The sequence below is a fragment of the Glycomyces luteolus genome, from assembly GCF_027622875.1.
Classification (GTDB): Bacteria; Actinomycetota; Actinomycetes; order Mycobacteriales; family Micromonosporaceae; genus Glycomyces; species Glycomyces luteolus.
The window spans coordinates 1-19169 of record NZ_JAPZVP010000009.1; the positions used below are offsets into that span (position 1 = coordinate 1).

Here is a 19169-nt window from a genome sequence, read left to right on the forward strand (position 1 = left end):
AGGAGCCGGGCGCGGGCGGGACTGATCGGCTCGCCTTCCAGGAGCGGGGTGCGGCCGGTGTCGTGGCCTTGCAGCGTCTCGATGTCCGCCACCAGGTTGAGGGTGGCGGTGTGGCCGTGCCGGGTCGATGCCTGCGGGGAGGAGCCGTAGCCGGCCAGGAGCTGGTGGAGGGCTTCGGCGTGGCGGTTGGCTTGCGGGGGCAGGATGCCGTCGGTGTCGGTCTCGTCCTGGCGGGGCGGGGGGCAGGCGGTCTTGAGGTACTTCTCCAGCAGCCGCCCGGTCGCGTCCGAGAGTTGCCCTTCCAACGCCCACATGCCGTTGTGCTGCGGGGTCAGGTCGAGGCGCTGCATGGACTGCTGCCCGAGTTCGTCGAGCAGCTCGGTCTCCTCGGCGATGGAGGCCCACAGTTCGTCGAGGTGGCGGCGCAGGTCCTTGAAAGTGGCATGCGCGCAGTACTGGGCGACCATCGCTTCCGGCGTCGCGCACAGAGTCTGGGGGTCGAAGGGGGAGGGGACCGGGGTGGTGAAGGGGGTGCGGGCGAAGTGGCGGATGGCCGTGGTCTGGTCGAGCTGGCGGACCGCGAAGGCGACCTGGTCGATTCTGGCTTTCCCGGTCGTCGCCGCCTCGGCGAGCACACGGAACTTCCCTGAAAGGCGGGCGATGGCCGCGATGGCGCCTGCGGTGTTGAACGTGAAGTCGAACTGGGACAGGAGCAGGTCGCGGAGGGCGGAGAAGCCGAACTCGGAGCGGTGCAGGTTCTGCTCTTTCATCGCGATCACTGCCGAGAGCACTTGGGCGTGCTGGGTGTTGATGGCGGCGGCGGCTGCGTCGAGGGTGGAGCGGATAGCCGCTGCCTGGGCGGGCCGGTCGGAGGCCAGGGGAGGGACGGGGTTCGGGGTGGTGGTGCAGTGGCTCATGGGTCCTTTCGCCTCCCTTCCTGTTCTCGAATGTCCTACCGGTTTTCGCTTTCTTGTTCGTAGTTCAATGATGACAGGTCGGCTGCTTGGCGTCATCACCCAATGGAGTGAACATTCCATGAGGGACATTCACAGTCCGCGCCGGGACCGCCTCGGCCGCATGGGGAAACGGCCTCAGGGCCGTAATGGGACCTCCACGCAATGACACCCTTTTGTCGCTGCCCGCCTGAACCTCGCACGGAACGGACCTCGCAGCCGAACAGGGTCCCCGCCCGGCCCGCCACCTCTTTGTCGCCGCCTGCTTGAACCCCACACGAATCAGAACCCGCAGCAGAACGGAGGCCCGGCCCAATCCGCCACCTCTTTGTCGCTGCGATGTTTGACCTGGAACACCGTCAACTCCCAAGAAAGTCGTTGATCGTGATTCGGGGCGTGATCACCAGTTCATAGCCGAGGCGTCGTGGACCAAGCCGCGGATCGCACCGGAGATCCACAGCAGTTCCCCTCTTATCCTTCTCTTATCAGGACTGCCGTTGCATCGTCGCCTTCGCTACGGCGAGCAGCGCCTGAGTCCGTTCCGGTCCAGGAGCCATTTCGAATGCCAGCCTCTCCGCCCGGATAGGAGCAGACTCGCAATTCGGTTCGGTCGGAATGCGTCGTGCGAGCACGGCGGCCTCATCAGGGTCGTTCGTTGCGATGATGTCAACGAGCTTCTTCAGCGTATGGGCGCGCGTGAACGAGTCGCCGATTCCGAGAGCGATCTGGGCAGCCTCGCCGGGCGCGCTCAAAGCCATGCTCGCGGCGGCCTGGGCGAAGACCGATTCCTTGTAGGACGAATCCGGCATCGGCGCCGCCAGCTGTATCGCACGGGCGGGATCGATTTCGGCGATCCCGCCATAGAGATAGCTCATGCTGCTATCGGATCGCGAGGCGAACTCGCTGATGAGCGGTTCGATCCGATCCGGGAACACCTTCGTGAACACCCTTGAGACCCTTTTGAGCGCCAAGGATTGGGGGAAGGAGCCCTCCAGCAAGGACCTCAGCAGCCGCAGAGCATGTTCGGGGTCGACCGCGGCGAAGGCTTCCACGAGGTCAACGAGTCCATCGGCCTGCTTGGATTCATTGAGGATCGAGAGCACCAGCCGCTCAGCCGCGACGGCCATGTTCCGGGCCGCAACCGCATCCACGCCGGCGGCCTCCTTCGCCGTCTCGATGAGACCCATGCGCATGCGGTCTTCGTCCGGGTCGAGTCGCAGGAGGCGACCAGCGGACGCCGGGGCGGTGGCGACAAGGTTCGCGGCCGCCGACCGCAGGTGTCGGCATTCGTCGGCCGGGATGCTGTCGATGGTCCGTTCGACCGCGGTGACCAGATGATCGGCCATCGTGGGTGAGGGATCGGGCGAAGTCTGCAGCAGCTGGATCAGAGCGTGGAAGTACTCGGTCCAGTCCTCTTCGGTGCGGCAGCGGAGTTCTGCGATCTCGAACAGCCGATAGGTGGATTTCGGATCGGTGCCGAGCATCGCGGCGGCGACGACGACAATCTCCGCCGTTGGAACGGCATCGAAGGCGGTCCTGGGAAGGAAACGGCCGTTGACTCTGAAGTAGCCGTGGGCGAGTTCGGGATTGAACTGTGAGAGCCGAATCGCGATGTCGGCCAGCAGTGAAGCCCTCCTCGCCGGGTCCTTTTCTCGCGCCACCAGGTCGCCGAGCGCCCGCTCCAGGCGGCCCCCGATATCCTGCTTCGGCACTGCGATCGCGCGGGCCGCGGAGTGGAGCACGCTCCTCGGCCTTCCACCGAGGTGCGGGCCGCGAGATGATTCGGCGAGCATTCTCATGACCCTGACCAGGGCCCGAGCCGCCTGCGAACCCTCCCTCAGCTCCAGCGACATGGCGATGGCCTCGCGCATTAGGTCTTTGGCCTCGTCTTGCTTGTGCTCGGCGAGCGAGTCGATCAAGGCGAGGGAAGCTCCCACGTGTACCGGGCTGCTTAGGTCCAAGCTGTTCAGGAATTCGAGCTCGGGGTACGTGTCGATCAAGGCGAGGGACGCTTCTCCCGCGTGTTCCGGATTGCTCAGGCCCAAGTTGTCCAGGTATTCGCGCGCGAAGCCTTCATCGACTTCGGCGAGACCCGTGATCATCGCCTCGACGACCGACTGCAGGGTCTCGCCTGGGCTGAGACGTCGCACCACGGCCAAGGGCCACTTCGGGTCCAGCTTCGCCGCCACTCGAACGATGCCGCACAGCGCCTCCGTCTTCTCCAGATCCTGATCGCTGTCAGGCAGAGTCGAGGCCGCCGCTTCGTTGAGAATGTTCCAGAGATGGGTTCGGGGCTCCGGGAGCGGCGAATCGAACGGTTGCACCGCAAGGGAATCCGCTAGATCAACGTCAATCGGGCCCTGGTTTGCTGGGCGCTGCGAAGGCGACTTGGCGGCGGGCTCGACAGCGGCCGCGCTGGCGGCTTGCGTCAGGGGGACTCGGTACTCGTTGAAGAGATCCCGGCCCGCGGTCACGGCGACTGTCTGCCGCCGGGCGAGGGCGATCTGCCCTTCGCCGTCGAAGTAGAACTGGGGCCTCGAATTGCCTGCCGGGCTCAGCTCGGTTTCGAGGTAGCGGTACAGGTCCTGGGCCGTCAACTGGCTCTCGGCCCGGGCGAAGCGCAGACCGGCGACTAGGGCGGTCGTGAACGGGCTGGTGCCCTTGGGGCCGAGCGCGTCCAGGGCGAGCTCACCGGAGCCGGCGCTGGTGATGACGCACCGGCCCTTGCCGGTCGCCTTGACCTTCAGCTCGCCGCCTCGGAAGGCGCCGCTGTGGCAGCAGTCGAGGATCGTCACCGCCGCGGCCGCCGGGGACTCCTTGATGAGGGCGTCGACGTCCTCCTTGTACTGCAGGGCGGTGACCCTCAGCGAGCTCACTCGGGTGTCGTTGGTGCACAGGTGGAGACGGCCCTGGATATCGAGTTTGCCGTGGCCGCTGTAGTAGAGGAGCAGGACGTCGTCGCGGGTCGCGTCTTCGATGAAGAAGCGGTGCAGCTCCTCGCGAAGGTTCTGGAGATTGCGGTCGATGAGCGGTTCGACGTCCTCGGCGGCGAACATGCCGGACTCGGGGTCGGCCAGCGCCTCGCAGAGTGCGTCCACATCCGCTCGCGGTCCATACAGCTTCGGGAGGTTCTGCGGGTCGCGGCGGAAGACGGCGTTGCCGATGAGGAGGGCGCGGTACCGGGGTTCGGGCATCAGCGGCCTTCGATCATCCGGCCGATCGATTCGCTCAGCGTCGTCAGGGATTGCTGGTCGATGTTCTCTCCCGTCAAGGTGAACCGCTGTTCCTTGCCGTCTTCGTCGGTCCAGGTGGCGGTGATCGTGCGGGTCTTGTCGCGTCCGAGCCAGGCGCGGAAGACCTGGACCGCCGACACCAGTGCCCCTGAGGTGCCGAGTGCGAGGATCACTTCGGCGATGCCGCCCTTGGTTCCGGGCACGTTGGTCGACCGCGTTGTGACGCTGCCGGTTTCGCGGCTCAGGTCGGTGGCGAAGGCGGCGACCTCGCGTCGCCATTGGGGGCTGTCGGGGGCGTATTTGGCGGTCTCCGTGGAGATCGCGACGTCGACGGTCGAGGACATGTCCACCTCTCAGGCGAGTGTCGCTCAATGATATTTGCCGGGCGCTCAATGCGGCGGCCCGCTGGCGAGGTCGGGACCCGATCGGACTCTGTGAAGTTTTGTTTCACTGGGGGACTTCTCAACGAAAGATTTCTTCGATATGGTTCCGTTACACGACATACGTCGCGTCGACCACCCCTCGGTGCGTAACTCCTGGAAGGGACCCACAGATGACCTCCCAAGACACACCCGACACCCGCTCCCGGCGCTGGCTCCTCCGCCGCGCCATCATGGCCGCCGGAGGCATTGGCGCCGCCACCGTTCCCGCCGTGCTCATGGGAGGAGCGGCCGAGGCCGCCACTGCCGTCGACATGGAACTCGTCCTCGTCGCCGCCATGGTCGACCCGCCCAAGACCGGCACCGGGACCACACTCGCCGCCGGACCGCACGTCAAGGTCGTCGAGCAGGCCCTCGACGCCAAGAACTTCCTCGCCGCGAGTTCAGTGGACGGCCACTACGGCACCACCACCATCAGCGCCTACTCGGCCTACCAGAAGTCCCTGGGCTACACCGGACTCGACGCCAACGGCATCCCCGGCCCGACCTCGCTCACGAAGCTCGGCACCGACACCGGGCTGTTCACCGTCACCCGCGCCGTGAGCGTCGGGTCGAGCACGGACACCTACGGCGGCAGGCGGGTCAACACCCGCACCAAGAACATGCTCGCGGCGGCCGACGCCAAGCTCTCCTGGAGCATCACGCTCACCCAGGGCTCGTACACCACCGGGAACCCCGACTCCGCCGGGACGCACGACGGCGGCGGCGTCGTCGACGTCAACGTCAGCAGCATGAGCACCACGCAGCGCTGGCAGACGGTGAAGGCGATGCGCGACGTCGGCTTCGCGGCCTGGCTGCGCACCCCCGAGCAGGGCTTCAGCTACCACATCCACGCCAACGCGGTCGGCGACACCGACATGTCGGCTCCCGCGCAGCGGCAGGTGCACGACTACTTCTACGGCAAGAACGGCCTCGCGAGCCACGCCGCCGACAACACCCCGGACGCCTACAAGGGCAGCTTCACCTGGTGGGAGCAGTACAAGCGCGGTCTGTGACGACCGCACCCGAGCCGAGCCGGCTGGTCTCCGCCCCCGTGGACCGGCCGGCTCCCCCCCCGAACTGCGGAGATGGCGCTTATCACCGCAAACTGGGGGAATTGCCGGTATGAACGGCTCGTTGTCTACTGGCATGAGCATCATCGGATTCATCGGCAGTGGCAACATCGGCGGCACGATCGCGCGTCTCGCGGTCGCGGCGGGCCATGAAGTCGTCCTCAGCAACCGTCGCGGGCCCGACTCGCTCGCCGGCCTCGTCGCCGAACTCGGGCCGAAAGCCCGCGCCGCGACGCCCGCCGAGGCCGCCGCCGCTGGCGACTTCGTCATCGTCACCGTTCCGCTCCACGCCTACAAGTCCGTCCCGGTCGAGGAGCTGCGCGGCAAGGTCGTCATCGACACCAACAACTACTACCCGCAGCGCGACGGCAAGATCGCCGAGCTCGACGACGAGTCCACCACCACGAGCGAACTCCTCCAGGCGCACCTCCCGGAGTCGTCGGTCGTCAAGGGCTTCAACAACATCTACTTCAAGCACATCGCCGAGTTGGCCCGCCCGAGCGGCGACGCCCAACGCTCGGTCCTCGCAATCGCCGGTGACGACGAGGCGGCGAAGAAGACCGTCGCGGATTTCATCGACTCGATCGGCTGGGACGCCTACGATGTCGGCCCGCTCGCCGAAGGCTGGCGCTTCCAGCGCGACACCCCGGCGTACGGCGGCGTGTACTTCGCCGAGAAGCCGACCGACGGCGGCTTCGACGTCCCCGGCCGCCAGGCCACCGCCGCCGACATCGAACCGCTGCTCAAAGCCGCCAAGCGCTACCGCGACATGTAAGACCGCACAACGAGATCCGACAGGGTCGACGCCGCAAGCGTCGGCCCCTTTCACATGTCAGGAGCAGCGTCAGCGCGACGACAGGCCCGCGACAGCGCACCCGACGATGCTTTCCCACATGAACACGACGCAGAACCCCTTGGCCGCTGGGAAAGCCGCCCACCCGAACCGCCGTCCTAACCGATTCGCCGAACTGCTTCTCGCCGAGAAGCACTCGATCCCGCTGTCCATCGCCCTCCACCTCGTCCCCGGCGCCCTGATCGTCGCCGTGTACGCGTTCGTCGCCGCGCCCCTGGTCCGCGCGATCGAATACCCGCCGTTCCTCGCCTGGGCCATTGCCCTGTGCGTGATCCTCTTCCCGATCCAGTTCGGCCTGCTGTGGCTGGGCAAGTACCGCACCGGGAAGTACTCGCTGCGCGGTGCCCTCGGCTACATGGACCGGCCCGTCACCCGCGGCAAGGTCACCGGGATGATCATCTTCTGTCTCCTGTGGATGTTCATCGTGTCGCTCGCGCTGCTGCCCGTCCTGGACACGCCGATCTACAACGCGTTCTTCACCTGGGTCCAGTACGAAGGCGCCGACCCCTCGGGCGTCGGCTACCTCGACGGGTTCTCCCAGCAGATGCTGCTCACGACCCTCCTGATCTGCGGGCCGTTCACCGGCTTCATCCTGCCGCTCATCGAGGAGTACTACTTCCGCGGCTTCCTGCTGCCCCGCCTGCCGCAGCTCGGCAACTGGGCGCCGATCTTCAACATGTTCCTGTTCTCGGTCTACCACTTCTGGGCGCCCTGGACGGTCGTGTCGAAGCTGATCTTCCTCTTCCCCGGCATCTGGCTCGCCTACAAGAAGCAGGACATCCGCATCTCGATCGGCATGCACCCCGGTTCGGCGGCCCTGGCCACGGTCATCGGCATCATCGCCATCTCCCTCGGCTACACCTCGCTCTAACACCTCTGAGAAACCAAGGGGCGCCGTCCACATGGACGGCGCCCCTTGGTGTTCTGGAGTCTGTGTTGTCAGCCTGCGGCGCTGATCAGGGCAGTGAAGTCCTTGGGGGACAGGTCGAACACCGGGGATGCGGTGTCCAGCTTCGAGTCCCGCAGGTGGAAGCCATCGTCGTCGGAGCAGAAGGCGACTTCGACGCAGTCGGTGTTGTTCCCGCCGCCGCTGCGGGCGCTCTTGCGCCAGACGCGGCGGATCTCGACACAGTTGGTGTTGTTGTCGGCGCCGCTGCGAGTGCTCTTACGCCAAACGGTCACGCCAGTCGTCATCGTTGTAGACCTCGATCCGGATCGCCTTTTTCCACAGGTTCTTGCGGATGCCATCGTAACTCGCGATGCGAGCGGGATCATCGATGAGCCAGCTTGAGTCGGCGATCTCGGTGTATACGAAAGGCGGGCCCGAAAGCTCGCTCTCGCCCTGCATGTAGACGTCGAAGCTGCTTAGGCGGGCGGGGATCGGACCGCGTTGGATTCGGATCGACACGCCTGGCTTTCGAGACCACCGGCGGAGATATGCCATCTGGGCCTGATAGAGCTCCGCTGAGATTTCTCGGAGCTGATGGAGCGCAGTCTCGCCGATAAGGAACTGAATGGTTGGGCGGTCCAACCGGTTCCAGATGGTTTCGGCTCGGCCGTCCTTGAACAGCCAACCGCGATCGAGCTGCTCTTCGGTGGCTCCCTCAGCCAGTCGCAAAACTATGTACTGATACTCCTGGAGTTGGAGTGGACCCGGGATGAGGTTGGCGTCGAACTTGAAGAAGGTGCCGTAGTATTCCTCGGCCAGAGCCAGGTACAAGGCGTTGAACCGCATGTCGGCCTCGACCGCCGCACTGCTCTTATGGGCGAGTGCCGCAATCAGCATGAAGTTGGCCTCTTCCTTGCTGAGGCCGCAGGCCTCGGCAAGCGCCTTGATGTTCTTGCCGGGTGCCCCGGTACGCCCAGCTTCGTAGTCCCGGTAGGAGTCTGTCGAGATGAGCACTTCGTCTGCGACTTGTCGCTGAGTTTTACCTTGTGCGAGACGCCCCTTCCGTAGCATCATCCGGTTGAACCACGAGCCGAGTTCCTTCTCCGCCATACCTGCCCCCAGGCTTCAAGATCGGGCAAACGAATCCTCACTATCGCACAGTCCACAGCAAAATCGCGACCGTGAGAAACGCGGTGTGAGTGACTCTGTGCGGGAAACTCCTGGCTAAAAAGTCACGGCCAGATTCTCACGAAACCCTTGTCACACAGCGATTCTCATCTTGTGACCTGCGGAAACTCAGATTAGATTCATGGATGTCGCGAACCTCGCCATACGGGTCGCGACTCGGTGGAAGTCCCGGGGCCGTTGTGCGCCTCCCGCTAGCCGCAGCTCCGGGCGCTACTTCTGTCGGAAATCCGATACCCGAAAGTGGAGGAGAGACGATGAGCAGTCCGAATCAGCCGGGAGCGAATGATCCTGCGGCCCTTGTGCGTGGGTCGTTCCGCGATGACTACTACCGCACCTACAAAGTCCGCGTCTCAAGCGCCGATGCGCCGGACTCGTTCCAGGTGCTCACCGGGGACCGTGAAGACATCGTGCTGATCGTCTCCGGGCTCAATTCCCAAGAGCTGAAGGCAACTTGGGGTCCGTTCTGGCGGTCCTTCAAGCCCACGTGGAAGATCTGGGTGGAGGAGTCGGCCTTCCGGGTCTTCCATCGCGCCCAGACGCCGGTCGGTTCGGCCCCGCCCTCGGTGAGGTTCTGCAATGGCTAAGACCGCGACCCCGGCCGGCCCCGCCGAACCTCCAGCCGACCGTCGCCACGGCCTGCGCTCGGACGGCAGCTCCAGCACCCACGGCTACCTGGGTGACTTCGCCAGGGGCCCAGCGCTGTTCGCGGTCTACAAGATCCCGCCGGACCAGGGCTGCTACCCGAACGTGCCCGGCTTCTACCTGATCGACGTGGATGACGGCGTGGGCGCCCGCGAGTGCTGCCGCTTCACCGACGAGCCCGACGACGTCCCGGAGTGGAACGGCTCCTGGCGCGGCGACCCGTGGTGCCCGGCGATCCTGAAGCAGGCCAAGGCTCTGATCGCCAAGGCCGCCAGCAGATAACAGCCGCTCAAGCAGCGGCACAAGTACCGCTCCGCGATCCGGTCAACCTGCCCAGGAGGATCGCGGAGCCGTGAAGGCCGGTCGACATGGTGGGGTCGACCGGCCTTTCAAGCGTCCCAAGGAGTCTGTGCCAAGACCGGCTCTGCGCCGCATGGCCCAGCCCGATCAGCGCGCGACGTGCTCTTCCAGGAAGGCCGCGACCGCCGGCCGCAGCACCTGCGAGCCCCAACCTCCCCATTGGCCGGTGAACCCGTGGTGGGTCCACGGCAGGTCCAGCTCGGTGACCGGGACGCCGGCGGACTCCAACGCGTCCGCCAGTGCAGCGCCCTGCGCCGTGGACACCAGGCGGTCGGCCTCGCCCTGCACGATCATGGTCGGCGGCAGTCCCGCAGTGACGTGGGTAAGCGGCGAACTGGCCTCGTAGCGTTCGGTTTCGGCTTCGAGCGTCCCGCCCAGGTAGTCGCTCAGGTATCCCTCTGCGCTGGCGGGCATGTCGGAGTCGGCCGTCAGGGTGGTGAGGTCGGTCGGGGCGTACCAGCCCATCACGGAGGTCACCGGGGCCTCTTCGGTTTCGCAGGAGGGCGGGAACTGCGCGTCGTCGACGGTGTAGGCGGCCATCATGGCGAGCTGGCCGCCCGCCGAGTCGCCTGCGATGGAGACATTGGACGGGTCCACGCCGTAGTCGCCCGCGTTGGCCCGGACCCAGCCGAGGGCGCATTTGACGTCGCCGACGGCGTCCTGCCAGCGCGGCGGGGAGGCGAGCCGGTAGTCGATCGAGAAGACCGCGAGGCCCTGGTCGGCCAGCCACTGCTGTGCGGCGGCGCTTTCGTCGCGGGTGCCGCCCGACCAGCCGCCGCCGTGGACGTACACGATCGCGGGCACCGTCGCGGCGGGCTGCTCGGGCAGGTACACGTCGACGTAGAGCTTCTCGTCGTCGATGACGGCGTAGGTCTCGGTCTGGTCGGGAGTCACCGTGTCGGGGGCGGCGAAGTACTCACCCCACGACAGTGCTGCGCCGTGGTCTTCGGCCGCAGTGGAAGCGGCTGCGAAGGGCACCGCGATCATGAGGGCCGCGAGCAGTCCGGCGAGCACGCCCGCCGTCAGCAGTGCGTGCCGTTTGGCCCGCCAGGCGAGGACGGCGGCCGCGATCGCGATCGCGCCGAACGCGATCAGTGGAACCGTCATCCACGGCACCAGCATGGCGATGACGCTGACCGCGTCTTCGGCGGGGCCGAGCGGGATCGGGCCGCCGAAGAAGGCCAGGCCCATCACGACGATGAGTGCGAAGACCGCCCAGGCCGCGCCGCGCCCGAGGCGGGCGAGGATTCGCCGGGGCAGGGACTGCTGTTGCGGGGCAGGGCCTTCGCTGGCTTGTGTCGAGGTGTCGGGGGCGGCGTTCACGGGGGCTCCTTCATCGTTGCGAACACTGTACTCGTAATGCGAACACCGTACCCTGAAGTTCAAACTGGCCGCAACTCCCCCCGTCGCCCTTGTCCATGCAGCACAAACGAAGCCGGGCGATGCGGAGGCATCGCCCGGCTTGAAGACGGGTTTGAAGGGGAGGTTATGCCCTGCGGCTCAACCGGGTACCGAGGCCGTCGAGGATCAGGTCGAGTCCGAAGGCGAAGCTGTCATCCCGGTAGCGGGCCGCATCGTTGTGCTCCTGTGCCGCGGGTGTCTCCGACAGATGCCCCTGCACCTCTTGGAGCCCTTCGACCAGTTCCTGCTCGGTCCTGCCGCTGCGCACGACCATTGCCAGCCAAGCGGTCTCGCTGGTGACCATGCCGATCACATAGGCCATCACCGCGCTCATCGTCTGGTCGGCCTCGGCCGGATCGAGACCGGCCGCGGTCAGGATGTCGAGCATCCGCTTGGAGGCGTGCGAGAGGTTCGGTCCGAGATAGGCCAGGCCGACCTGACCGAGCACCCCGGCGACCCACGGGTGGCGAAGGATCATGTCGCGCAGACTGCCCGCCGCCGCCGACATGCTGTCGCGCCACCCCTCATGACCGACCGGGCCGGGCACCTCGACCTCGGCGTACACCTCGTCAACGACCAACTCGATCAGTTCGTCCTTATTGGCCACATGCCGGTACAGCGAGGTGGCTCCCGCATTGAGGCGCTTGCCGAGGGACCGCATGCTCAGCGCGTCCAGGCCCTCCTCGTCGAGCAGTTGCAGCGCCGCAGCCACGATCCGGTCACGACTGAGCCCCTGCGGCTCTCGGCGAGCGGCCTCGCGAGCCCACACCGATGGAATCGACGGCTCTGCTGACATGGCGGACCTCCTGAACGCTGGAAGAACCATAGCGCGCACGGTGCGCAGCGGTCCGCGGTCTAAATCTGGCAACAGCCCCGCCTCATCGATCCGCGCCTTCGGCGATGCCGCGCGCGGCGGCGAGCAGTTCGTCCACGAGCTTCTTCGCCGCCGCCGGGGCGCCTTCGCCTGGACGCCAGGTGCACGCGATGGTCATCGCGGCGACTCGGCCCGTGGCGAGGATGCGCTGCGCGGCATCGCGGATCTGGTCCGGGGTGGGGCCGGGGGTGACCGGGTATCGCAGGCCCGGAACCAGATCGGCGTCGAGCACGTCGAGGTCGATGTGGAGGTAGACGGGTCCGTCCGGGGCGGTCGCGGCCTCGACCGGGACGCGCTCGACGGCACTGTGGGACAGGTATTCGGCTTCCGGCGCATCGAGATCGCGGGCGTCGACCAGGACCACCCGCTCGGGCGGGATCGGGGTCAGGCCGGTGGTCTCGGCCACGGTGCCGTCGCCTTCGCCGAGGAGCATCCGCAGGACCATGCCGCCCGGGTAGCCGGAGGCGCTGCTGGCAGGCGTGTGGAGGTCGCCGTGGGCGTCGAACCACATGACCGAGGGTTCGAGGCCGAGCCGCTGGAGACCGGTCACGACCCCGAGGGCCACGGTGCAGTCGGCGGTGACGACCGTGGTCGGCCGCTTGGCGGTGGCGACCGCGTCGCCGACCAGGTCGTAGAGGCCGGCGACGCGGGACCAGAAGTCCCCGCCGTGCAAGTCCTTGGCGACGATGCGGTCGGCGGCGACCGGGAACTCGTCGTCGGGCAGGCGTTCGTCGAGGTGGTAAGGCACGAGTAGCACCGTCATCGCCGGGGGCCTCCGCATCGGGTCGGGTTCGGTCCATGTGGTCTGAGCCATTATTACCGGAAAACCAGCCGATCGATCAAGTTCGATGCTGCTAGTGGGCGCCGCCGAGTTCGATGAGGAGGACGCCTCCTGCGATGAGGACGATCCCCGCGCCCATGACGAGGGTCAGCGGCTCTTTGAAGAGGACGCGGCTGCCGATCGCGGTGAGCGCGACGCCCGTGGCGGCCCAGATGCCGTAGGCGACGCCGATGCCGAGCCCCTCGCCGAGCGCGAGCGTCAACCCGGCGAACGCGAGCAGGTAGCCCCCGGCGACCACTGTGTACCAGATGCGCTTGCCGCCGGTGGCGGCCTTGAGGGCCAGCGCGGCGGAGACCTCGGCGAGGATCGCGGCGGCGAGGTAGATCAAGGCCATCATCGGGCCCCTTCGGTTTCGAGCGGACGGGAAGCGGTGTCGGGCTTGGCCCCGGCGGCGTGCTGCGAGCCGAGTTCGACCGTGAGGACGCCGCCGATGACCAGGGCGATGCCGACGAGCATGAGCCCGGTGAGCGGTTCGCCGTAGAGGACCGCGCCCATGATCGCGGTGAGCGCGACACCGAGGGCGCCCCAGACGCCGTAGGCGACGCCGAGGTTCATGCCCTCCTTCAGGACCGCGGTGAGGAACACGAAGGCACTGGTGAAGCCGACCGCGACGAGGACGTACCAGAGCGGCTGCTCGGCCGCGGCTTTGAGCGAGAGCGAGGCGGTCACTTCGGTGAGGATCGCTCCGGCCAGGAGGAGCCAGGCTTTCACGCTTCCTCCAGGAGTTCGTCGGCGAGGGCCAGGAGTGCCTGGCGCTCTTCGGCTTCGACGGAGTGCAGGGAGAGGGCGTCGTCGACCCAGAGGCCGTCGGCGATGAGCCGCGCCGCGGTGAGGCGGGCCCGTCGCTCGATCGGGAGGTCGGCCGGGATCTCGATCCAGGGGCGCATCCGACGGGCCCAGTGCTCGGTCAGGATCGGGCGCAGCCGCGGGTCGGCGAAGATCACGAGGTCGCCTTGGTCGAACTCGGCTTCGAAGGGCCAGTGCAGGTAGGCGCGGTGGCGCTGGCGGGCGTCGGCCTGTTCGAGGGGGACGTCGAGGAGCCCGGTGAGTTCGCGTTCCCAGGTGTCGAGGACGTGGTCGATGAGGGCGACCATGAGCGCTTCCTTGGTCGGGAAGTGGTACATGAGACCCGGTTTGCTGAGGCCCACTTGGTCGGCGACCGAGGCGAGGGAGACGCTCGCGCCGGCGCGGAGCCGCTCGAGGGCGGCTTCGAGGATCTGTTCTCGAGAACTCATGGATTTACTTTACCTACCGGTTGGTTGGTAGCGGCCATTGGAAGTGCGCCGGATCACCGCGAGTTCGCTTACCGGCGGGAGCCCCGGGTATCCGGGGAGTCCGATGCGCGCCGCAGGCGGCGGCGCCGCGCCGACTGGAAGGGACCGACCATGACACTCGTCGAGGACATGCTCCGCACGTACCCGGCCGATCTCGGCGGCATCGACCGCCAGAAGCTCGCCGACTGCATCAAGGAGTGCTTCGCCTGCGCACAGGCCTGCACCGCCTGCGCCGACGCCTGTCTCAGTGAGGACCACGTGGCCATGCTGGTCAAGTGCATCCGCACGAACCTGGACACCGCCGACATCGCGCTGGCCACCGGCAAGATGCTCTCGCGCCACACCGGGTACGACGCCAACCTCACCCGCGCGATGCTCGAGGCCTGCGCCAGGGCCTGCAAGTCGAGCCTCGACGTCTGCGAGCAGCACTCGTCGATGGAGCACTGCGCCAAGTGCGCCGCGGAGTGCCGCTCCTGCCTGAAAGCCTGCCGCGACCTGCTCGAAGCGCTGGGTTGAACGCGGGCACGCGAAAGGGCCGGAGCCGCTAGGCTCCGGCCCTTCCCAGTAGTGCGCTAACCCAGGAACGCGGTGTTCAGCAGCAGGTTCGGGCTGCCGTTCGGGTCGGCCACGACGTCCGCGAGCGCGCCTTCGGTGAGGGCGGTCGCGACCTCGTCCGGCGTGGCGCCGGGGTTGGACTCGAGGAAGAGCGCGGCGACGCCCGCGACGTGCGGGGTGGCCATCGAGGTGCCCGAGATGGTGTTCTCGGCGTCGTCGCCGTCGATCCAGGCGGAGGTGATGCCCACACCGGGGGCGAGGAGGTCGACGCACTCGCCGAAGTTCGAGAACGAGGCGGCGGCGTCGTCTTCATCGGTGGCGCCCACGGTGATCGCGGTCGGCTCCGAGCCCGGGGACACGTCGCACGCGTCCTGGCCCTCGTTGCCCGCGGCGATCGCGAAGGTCACGCCGGTCTCGACCGCCGCGGCGATCGCGTCGTTGAGGGCCTGGCTGAAGGAGCCGCCGAGGCTCATGTTGGCGACGGCGGACTCGCCGGCGTTCGCGGCGACCCACTCGATGCCGCCGATGATGGCGGCGTACGAGCCGGAGCCCTCGCAGTCGAGGACGCGGACGGGGCGGATCGTGACATCCTTGGCGAGGCCGTACGTGGAGCCGCCGATGGTCCCGGCGACGTGCGTGCCGTGGCCGTGGCAGTCACTCGGGTCGGCGTCGTCGTCGATGAAGTCGAAGCCTTCGCCGACGCGGCCCTCGAACTCCTGGTGCGTGGTGTTCAGCCCGGTGTCGAGCACGAACGCCTCGACACCCGCGCCGGATTGGGTGTACTCATAGGACTGGTCGAGCGGGAGCGCGTCCTGGTCGACCCGGTCGAGGCCCCATGACGGCGGGTCGGCCTGCACCTCGGAGGCGTAGGCCATCTGGTTCTGCTCGACGTAGGCGACCGAGTCGTCGGAGGCCAGCTCGACCGCTTCGGCCTCGCTCATCTCGGCGACGTAGCCGTCGACGAGGCTGAGGGTGTCCTCGACGTCGACGCTCACGCCGAGGTCGTCGGCGAGCGCGTCCAGGCCGCCGGTGGCCTTGGCGCCCTGGTCTTCGAGGACGACGATGTACTCGCCTGCGATGGCGTCGGGGGAGTCGGCGCCGATGATGAGGTCACTGGCGTCCGGTGCCGGGGTCTCTGCGTTGGCGAATGCGGAGGCCGCGACGAGCGAGCCTCCGGCCGCCGCTACCGCGATGCCGATCGCGGCGGCGGTCTTCATGCGCCGTTTCGTTCCTGCCGTTGGCCCTACAGATCTACGGCTCGCAAACTTCGCCGAGGACATAGGAACTCCTTCGGTTGTGCGGGGCGTCCGCCTGCTTGGGGGCGGCCGTCCCCGGGGGGAGGGTGGTGTGGCCAGGCGGCGCGGACCGGGACGGAGCCCGGTCCGCTTCACCCGTCCGGGCCCAGCGGCTCTGCGACGGGCCGTCAGACCCTGGCTGTGAGCCTAAGGCGTAGAACAAACTGTGTAAACCCCCCGAATCACATCAATAGATCAGTGAATGAGCAAAAGCTGTGAAAGCTCCAAAAGGGATAAACAGAACGAGGCCTTGCGCTCACAGAGCGCAAGGCCTCGTTGGTGCTCGAGTGGTTTACAGGGTGTAGAGCAGTCGGTTGGGGCTGCCGGTGCCCGCTCCGGTGACCAGGCCCGTGGTCGCGTTGCCGGTCACCCAGCTCGCGACGGCCGAGGTCGACGCACTCGGGTTGGCCTGCAGGTAGAGCGCGATGGCACCCGCGACGTGCGGGGTGGCCATCGAGGTGCCCGAGATGGTGTTGGTCGACGTGTTGCTGGTGCGCCACGCCGAGGTGATGCTCGAGCCCGGCGCGAACACGTCGAGGCAGGAGCCGTAGTTGGAGTAGCTGGCCCGCGCGTCGGTGGAGGTCGTCGCGCCGACGGTGATCGCCGACGGCGTCGACGCCGGGGAGACGTTGCAGGCGTTCTGGTTCTCGTTGCCCGCCGCCACCGCGAACGAGACGCCGGACGAGACCGCCGCGGCGACCGCGTTGTTCAGCGCTGCCGAGTAGCCGCCGCCGAGGCTCATGTTCGCCACGGCGGGCTTGATGGCATTGGTCCGGACCCAGTTGATGCCGTTGATGACCCCGGCCGTGGTACCGGAGCCGGAGTTGTTCAGCACTCGCACGCCATGGAGCGTGACGTCCTTGGCCACACCGTAGATCGTGCCGCCGATGGTCCCGGCGACATGGGTGCCGTGGCCGTTGCCGTCCTGCGGGGTCGAGTCGTTCGAGACGAAGTCGTACCCGTTGCCGATGCTGCCGGTGAACTCCGTGTGGGTGGCGTTGATACCGGTGTCCACGATGTACGCGTGGACGCCGCGACCGGTGTAGTTGTACGTGTAACTGCCCGAGAGCGGCCGGTTGCGCTGGTCGATGCGGTCGATGCCCCACGTCGCGGGTGACTGTGTCGCATCGATCGAGACGACCGCGTTCTGTTCGACGAAGGCCACGCCGTCCTCGGCGGCGAGTTCCTTCGCTTCGGATTCGCTGGACTCCATGAGGAACGAGTCGATCCCGGAGTAGGTCTCGACGAGCTCCTCGCCCTCGATGCTCTTCAGAGCGGACGAGACCGACTTGTCATCCTCCAGGACGACGATGTACTCGCCCGCGATGGCGCCCGCGGCATCCTCGCCGACGATCTGGCCCTGCGCGGGCTTCGCCTCGGCGGCGGTCGCGGTGAAGGCGAGGGCGGTGAAGGCGGCGACGCCGATGGCGGCCGCCGCGACGGTTCTCTGCTTGCGTGACATGGACATTGGGTCCCTTCGGGTGGTCCGGGCCGGTCCAGGGCCCGGACGGGATGTGGGTGATGGAAATCGAAACGGCTGGCGCCGTTGGGGACCGGATCGGCTCGCGCCGACGTCGGGGGGGATGGTGCGGGGCCGCGGTGCGGACCCTGCCGCGGCGCCCGGCGGGCGACGGCTCCAGGTCGCGCTGCCGGACTGCCGTGCGACGGGGAGGGCCCGCCCGCGGTCACCCGCTATTCAGTTGTTCGGGGGAGTCACAGCTCGAGGGTCCAGGAGTTGAGCGTCCCGGAGTCGCCCGCGTAGGCGTCCACGATGCGCAGTGTCCAAGTGCCCGTGGCGGTCTCACTGGAGAGGTTCACCGGGTAGGTGGCGATGACGTTGTCGGCGGAGTCGCTGCTCGAGGAGGTCTTCAGGGTGTAGCTCGTGCCGTCGGGGGCGATCAGGTAGATCGCGAGGTCCCCGCGCCAGGTGTGGGTGATGTTCACGGCGACGCTGCTGTTGCTGCGGGCGTTGCCGTCGCAGGTGAGAGCCAGGGTCGAGTTGACGGTGGCGCGGTCGGCGATCGCGGTGGCGGTCGACTTGGTGGCGGCGCAGTCGCTCGGGTCGGGGTCGGTGCCGCCGCCGGTGCCCGTGTACAGCAGCCGGTTCGGGCTGCCCTGGACGTCGGAGATCTTGCCGGTCCCGGCGTTGCCGGTCACCCAGGAGGCGACGGCGCTGGTGGTCGCGGACGGGTTGAGACCCAGGTAGACCGCGACGGCCCCGGCGACGTGCGGGGAGGCCATCGAGGTGCCCGAGATGGTGTTGGTGGCGGTGTTCGAGGAGTGCCACGCGGAGGTGATGTCCACGCCGGGCGCGAAGACGTCTACACAGGACCCGAAGTTGGAGAAGTAGGCGCGGGTGTCCGCGTCGTCGCTGGCGGCCACGGTGATCGCGGCGGGCGCGGAGGCGGGCGAGACGTTGCAGGCGTCCTGGTCCTCGTTGCCGGCGGCGACCGCGAAGGTCACGCCCGAGTTCACCGCCGAGGTGACGGCGTTGTTGAGGGACGCGGAGTAGCCGCCGCCGAGGCTCATGTTCGCGACGGCGGGCTTGATGGCGTTGGCGGTGACCCAGTTGATGCCGTTGACGACGCCGGCGGTGGTGCCGGAACCGGCGTTGTCGAGGACGCGGACGCCGTGCAGGGTCACGTTCTTGGCCACGCCGTAGGTGGTGCCGCCGACGGTGCCGGCGACGTGGGTGCCGTGGCCGTTGCCGTCCTGCGGGGTCGAGTCGTTCTGGATGAAGTCGTAGCCGTTGCCCACGCGCCCGGTGAACTCGGTGTGCGAGGCGTTGATGCCGGTGTCCACGATGTACGCGTGCACGCCCGAACCGGTCCCGAGGTACTCGTAGCTCCCGCTCAGCGGCAGGTTCGGCTGGTCGATGCGGTCGATGCCCCAGGTCGCGGGCGACTGCACGGCGTCGATCGAGACGACCGCGTTCTGCTCGACGAAGGCCACGCCGTCGGCGGCCGCGAGCTCGCGCGCCTCGGACTCGGAGGCCCCGACGAGGACCGTGTCCACCGCGGCGAAGTCGTCGATGACCGAAGCGCCTGCGTCGCTCGCGATCTCGTCGGCCTCCCGATAAGCGGCGTTGCCCTCCATGACGACGAGGTACTCGCCGTCGATGGCGGTGGGGGAGTCGGCGCCGAAGATCTGGGCCGGTTCGGCTTGCGCGGCAAGGCCGCCGAAGGTGATCGAGCCGATCGCAGCCGCGCCCGCCAGGGACGCGGCCGCGATGCGGCGAAGGGTGCTGCCTCTTCGAACAGAAGCGTGCGAGACGGTCATAGGGGGGTACTCCCTCTCGGTTCAGACGGGTTGGTGCGCA

General features: G+C 67.6%; 20 protein-coding genes. 6 read left to right on the top strand and 14 right to left on the bottom strand.

The window, feature by feature from the left end; genetic code table 11:
- The 3 genes from O1R50_RS12660 to O1R50_RS12670 all read right to left on the bottom strand — a co-directional run.
- Nucleotides 1-917: hypothetical protein (locus O1R50_RS12660; protein ID WP_270110424.1), on the bottom strand; the 917-nt coding region annotated here is incomplete at its 3' end.
- 521 nt (nucleotides 918-1438) lie between these two features.
- Complete coding sequence (locus O1R50_RS12665) at nucleotides 1439-4147, bottom strand: caspase family protein (RefSeq protein WP_270110425.1); 2709 nt, start codon at nucleotides 4145-4147, stop codon at nucleotides 1439-1441.
- Nucleotides 4147-4530 (bottom strand): effector-associated constant component EACC1, encoded by a 384-nt coding sequence (locus tag O1R50_RS12670; protein WP_270110426.1) that lies wholly within the window; start codon nucleotides 4528-4530, stop codon nucleotides 4147-4149. Before O1R50_RS12670 ends, O1R50_RS12665 begins: the two co-directional genes overlap by 1 nt.
- A 209-nt stretch (nucleotides 4531-4739) precedes the next feature.
- Here O1R50_RS12670 and O1R50_RS12675 point away from each other — a divergent pair, with 209 nt between their 5' ends.
- The 3 genes from O1R50_RS12675 to O1R50_RS12685 all read left to right on the top strand — a co-directional run bounded on the left by O1R50_RS12675 (nucleotide 4740) and on the right by O1R50_RS12685 (nucleotide 7402).
- Complete coding sequence (locus tag O1R50_RS12675; RefSeq protein ID WP_270110427.1) at nucleotides 4740-5621, top strand: peptidoglycan-binding domain-containing protein; 882 nt, start codon at nucleotides 4740-4742, stop codon at nucleotides 5619-5621.
- A gap of 133 nt (nucleotides 5622-5754) precedes the next feature.
- Nucleotides 5755-6453, top strand: coding sequence for an NADPH-dependent F420 reductase (locus O1R50_RS12680; RefSeq protein WP_270110428.1), 699 nt, complete (start codon nucleotides 5755-5757; stop codon nucleotides 6451-6453).
- A 118-nt stretch (nucleotides 6454-6571) separates the two neighbouring features.
- Nucleotides 6572-7402, top strand: coding sequence for a CPBP family intramembrane glutamic endopeptidase (locus tag O1R50_RS12685; protein ID WP_270110429.1), 831 nt, complete (start codon nucleotides 6572-6574; stop codon nucleotides 7400-7402).
- A 68-nt stretch (nucleotides 7403-7470) separates the two neighbouring features.
- Here O1R50_RS12685 and O1R50_RS12690 read toward each other — a convergent pair whose 3' ends face one another.
- Complete coding sequence (locus O1R50_RS12690) at nucleotides 7471-7713, bottom strand: DUF397 domain-containing protein (RefSeq protein ID WP_270110430.1); 243 nt, start codon at nucleotides 7711-7713, stop codon at nucleotides 7471-7473.
- Nucleotides 7697-8530 carry a Scr1 family TA system antitoxin-like transcriptional regulator gene (locus O1R50_RS12695; protein ID WP_270110431.1) on the bottom strand — a complete coding sequence of 278 codons (834 nt, stop codon included), beginning with the start codon at nucleotides 8528-8530 and terminating at the stop codon, nucleotides 7697-7699. Before O1R50_RS12695 ends, O1R50_RS12690 begins: the two co-directional genes overlap by 17 nt.
- A 332-nt stretch (nucleotides 8531-8862) precedes the next feature.
- Between O1R50_RS12695 and O1R50_RS12700 the strand changes: the two genes are divergently transcribed.
- Entirely contained in the window at nucleotides 8863-9192 is a 330-nt protein-coding gene (locus tag O1R50_RS12700) for a hypothetical protein (protein ID WP_270110432.1), read from the top strand.
- Nucleotides 9185-9532 (top strand): hypothetical protein, encoded by a 348-nt coding sequence (locus O1R50_RS12705; protein ID WP_270110433.1) that lies wholly within the window; start codon nucleotides 9185-9187, stop codon nucleotides 9530-9532. The genes O1R50_RS12700 and O1R50_RS12705 overlap by 8 nt, the downstream gene beginning before the upstream one ends.
- A gap of 165 nt (nucleotides 9533-9697) precedes the next feature.
- Here the strand turns inward: O1R50_RS12705 and O1R50_RS12710 are convergent, their stop codons facing one another.
- From O1R50_RS12710 to O1R50_RS12735, 6 genes are all read right to left on the bottom strand, one after another.
- The gene (locus O1R50_RS12710) at nucleotides 9698-10933 is read right to left on the bottom strand and encodes an alpha/beta hydrolase (protein WP_270110434.1); all 1236 of its coding nucleotides are present in this window, start codon (nucleotides 10931-10933) and stop codon (nucleotides 9698-9700) included.
- Nucleotides 10934-11096: 163 nt separating this feature from the next.
- Nucleotides 11097-11807: a TetR/AcrR family transcriptional regulator gene (locus O1R50_RS12715; protein ID WP_270110435.1), complete on the bottom strand. Its 711-nt coding sequence runs from the start codon at nucleotides 11805-11807 to the stop codon at nucleotides 11097-11099.
- Nucleotides 11808-11889: 82 nt separating this feature from the next.
- On the bottom strand, nucleotides 11890-12648 hold the full coding sequence (locus O1R50_RS12720) for an arginase family protein (RefSeq protein WP_270110436.1): 759 nt from the start codon (nucleotides 12646-12648) through the stop codon (nucleotides 11890-11892).
- 91 nt (nucleotides 12649-12739) lie between these two features.
- Nucleotides 12740-13060 (bottom strand): DMT family transporter, encoded by a 321-nt coding sequence (locus O1R50_RS12725; protein WP_270110645.1) that lies wholly within the window; start codon nucleotides 13058-13060, stop codon nucleotides 12740-12742.
- On the bottom strand, nucleotides 13060-13437 hold the full coding sequence (locus O1R50_RS12730) for a DMT family transporter (protein ID WP_270110437.1): 378 nt from the start codon (nucleotides 13435-13437) through the stop codon (nucleotides 13060-13062). Before O1R50_RS12730 ends, O1R50_RS12725 begins: the two co-directional genes overlap by 1 nt.
- Nucleotides 13434-13961, bottom strand: a complete 528-nt coding sequence (locus O1R50_RS12735) for a TetR/AcrR family transcriptional regulator (RefSeq protein ID WP_270110438.1) — start codon at nucleotides 13959-13961, stop codon at nucleotides 13434-13436. Before O1R50_RS12735 ends, O1R50_RS12730 begins: the two co-directional genes overlap by 4 nt.
- A gap of 150 nt (nucleotides 13962-14111) precedes the next feature.
- Between O1R50_RS12735 and O1R50_RS12740 the strand changes: the two genes are divergently transcribed.
- Nucleotides 14112-14516: a hypothetical protein gene (locus O1R50_RS12740; RefSeq protein ID WP_270110439.1), complete on the top strand. Its 405-nt coding sequence runs from the start codon at nucleotides 14112-14114 to the stop codon at nucleotides 14514-14516.
- 56 nt (nucleotides 14517-14572) lie between these two features.
- Here the strand turns inward: O1R50_RS12740 and O1R50_RS12745 are convergent, their stop codons facing one another.
- The 3 genes from O1R50_RS12745 to O1R50_RS12755 form a co-directional block, all read right to left on the bottom strand.
- The gene (locus tag O1R50_RS12745) at nucleotides 14573-15772 is read right to left on the bottom strand and encodes a S8 family peptidase (RefSeq protein ID WP_270110440.1); all 1200 of its coding nucleotides are present in this window, start codon (nucleotides 15770-15772) and stop codon (nucleotides 14573-14575) included.
- A gap of 370 nt (nucleotides 15773-16142) precedes the next feature.
- On the bottom strand, nucleotides 16143-17312 hold the full coding sequence (locus O1R50_RS12750; protein WP_270110441.1) for a S8 family peptidase: 1170 nt from the start codon (nucleotides 17310-17312) through the stop codon (nucleotides 16143-16145).
- A 251-nt stretch (nucleotides 17313-17563) separates the two neighbouring features.
- Nucleotides 17564-19129 carry a S8 family serine peptidase gene (locus O1R50_RS12755; protein ID WP_270110442.1) on the bottom strand — a complete coding sequence of 522 codons (1566 nt, stop codon included), beginning with the start codon at nucleotides 19127-19129 and terminating at the stop codon, nucleotides 17564-17566.
- Nucleotides 19130-19169: the final 40 nt, after the last annotated feature.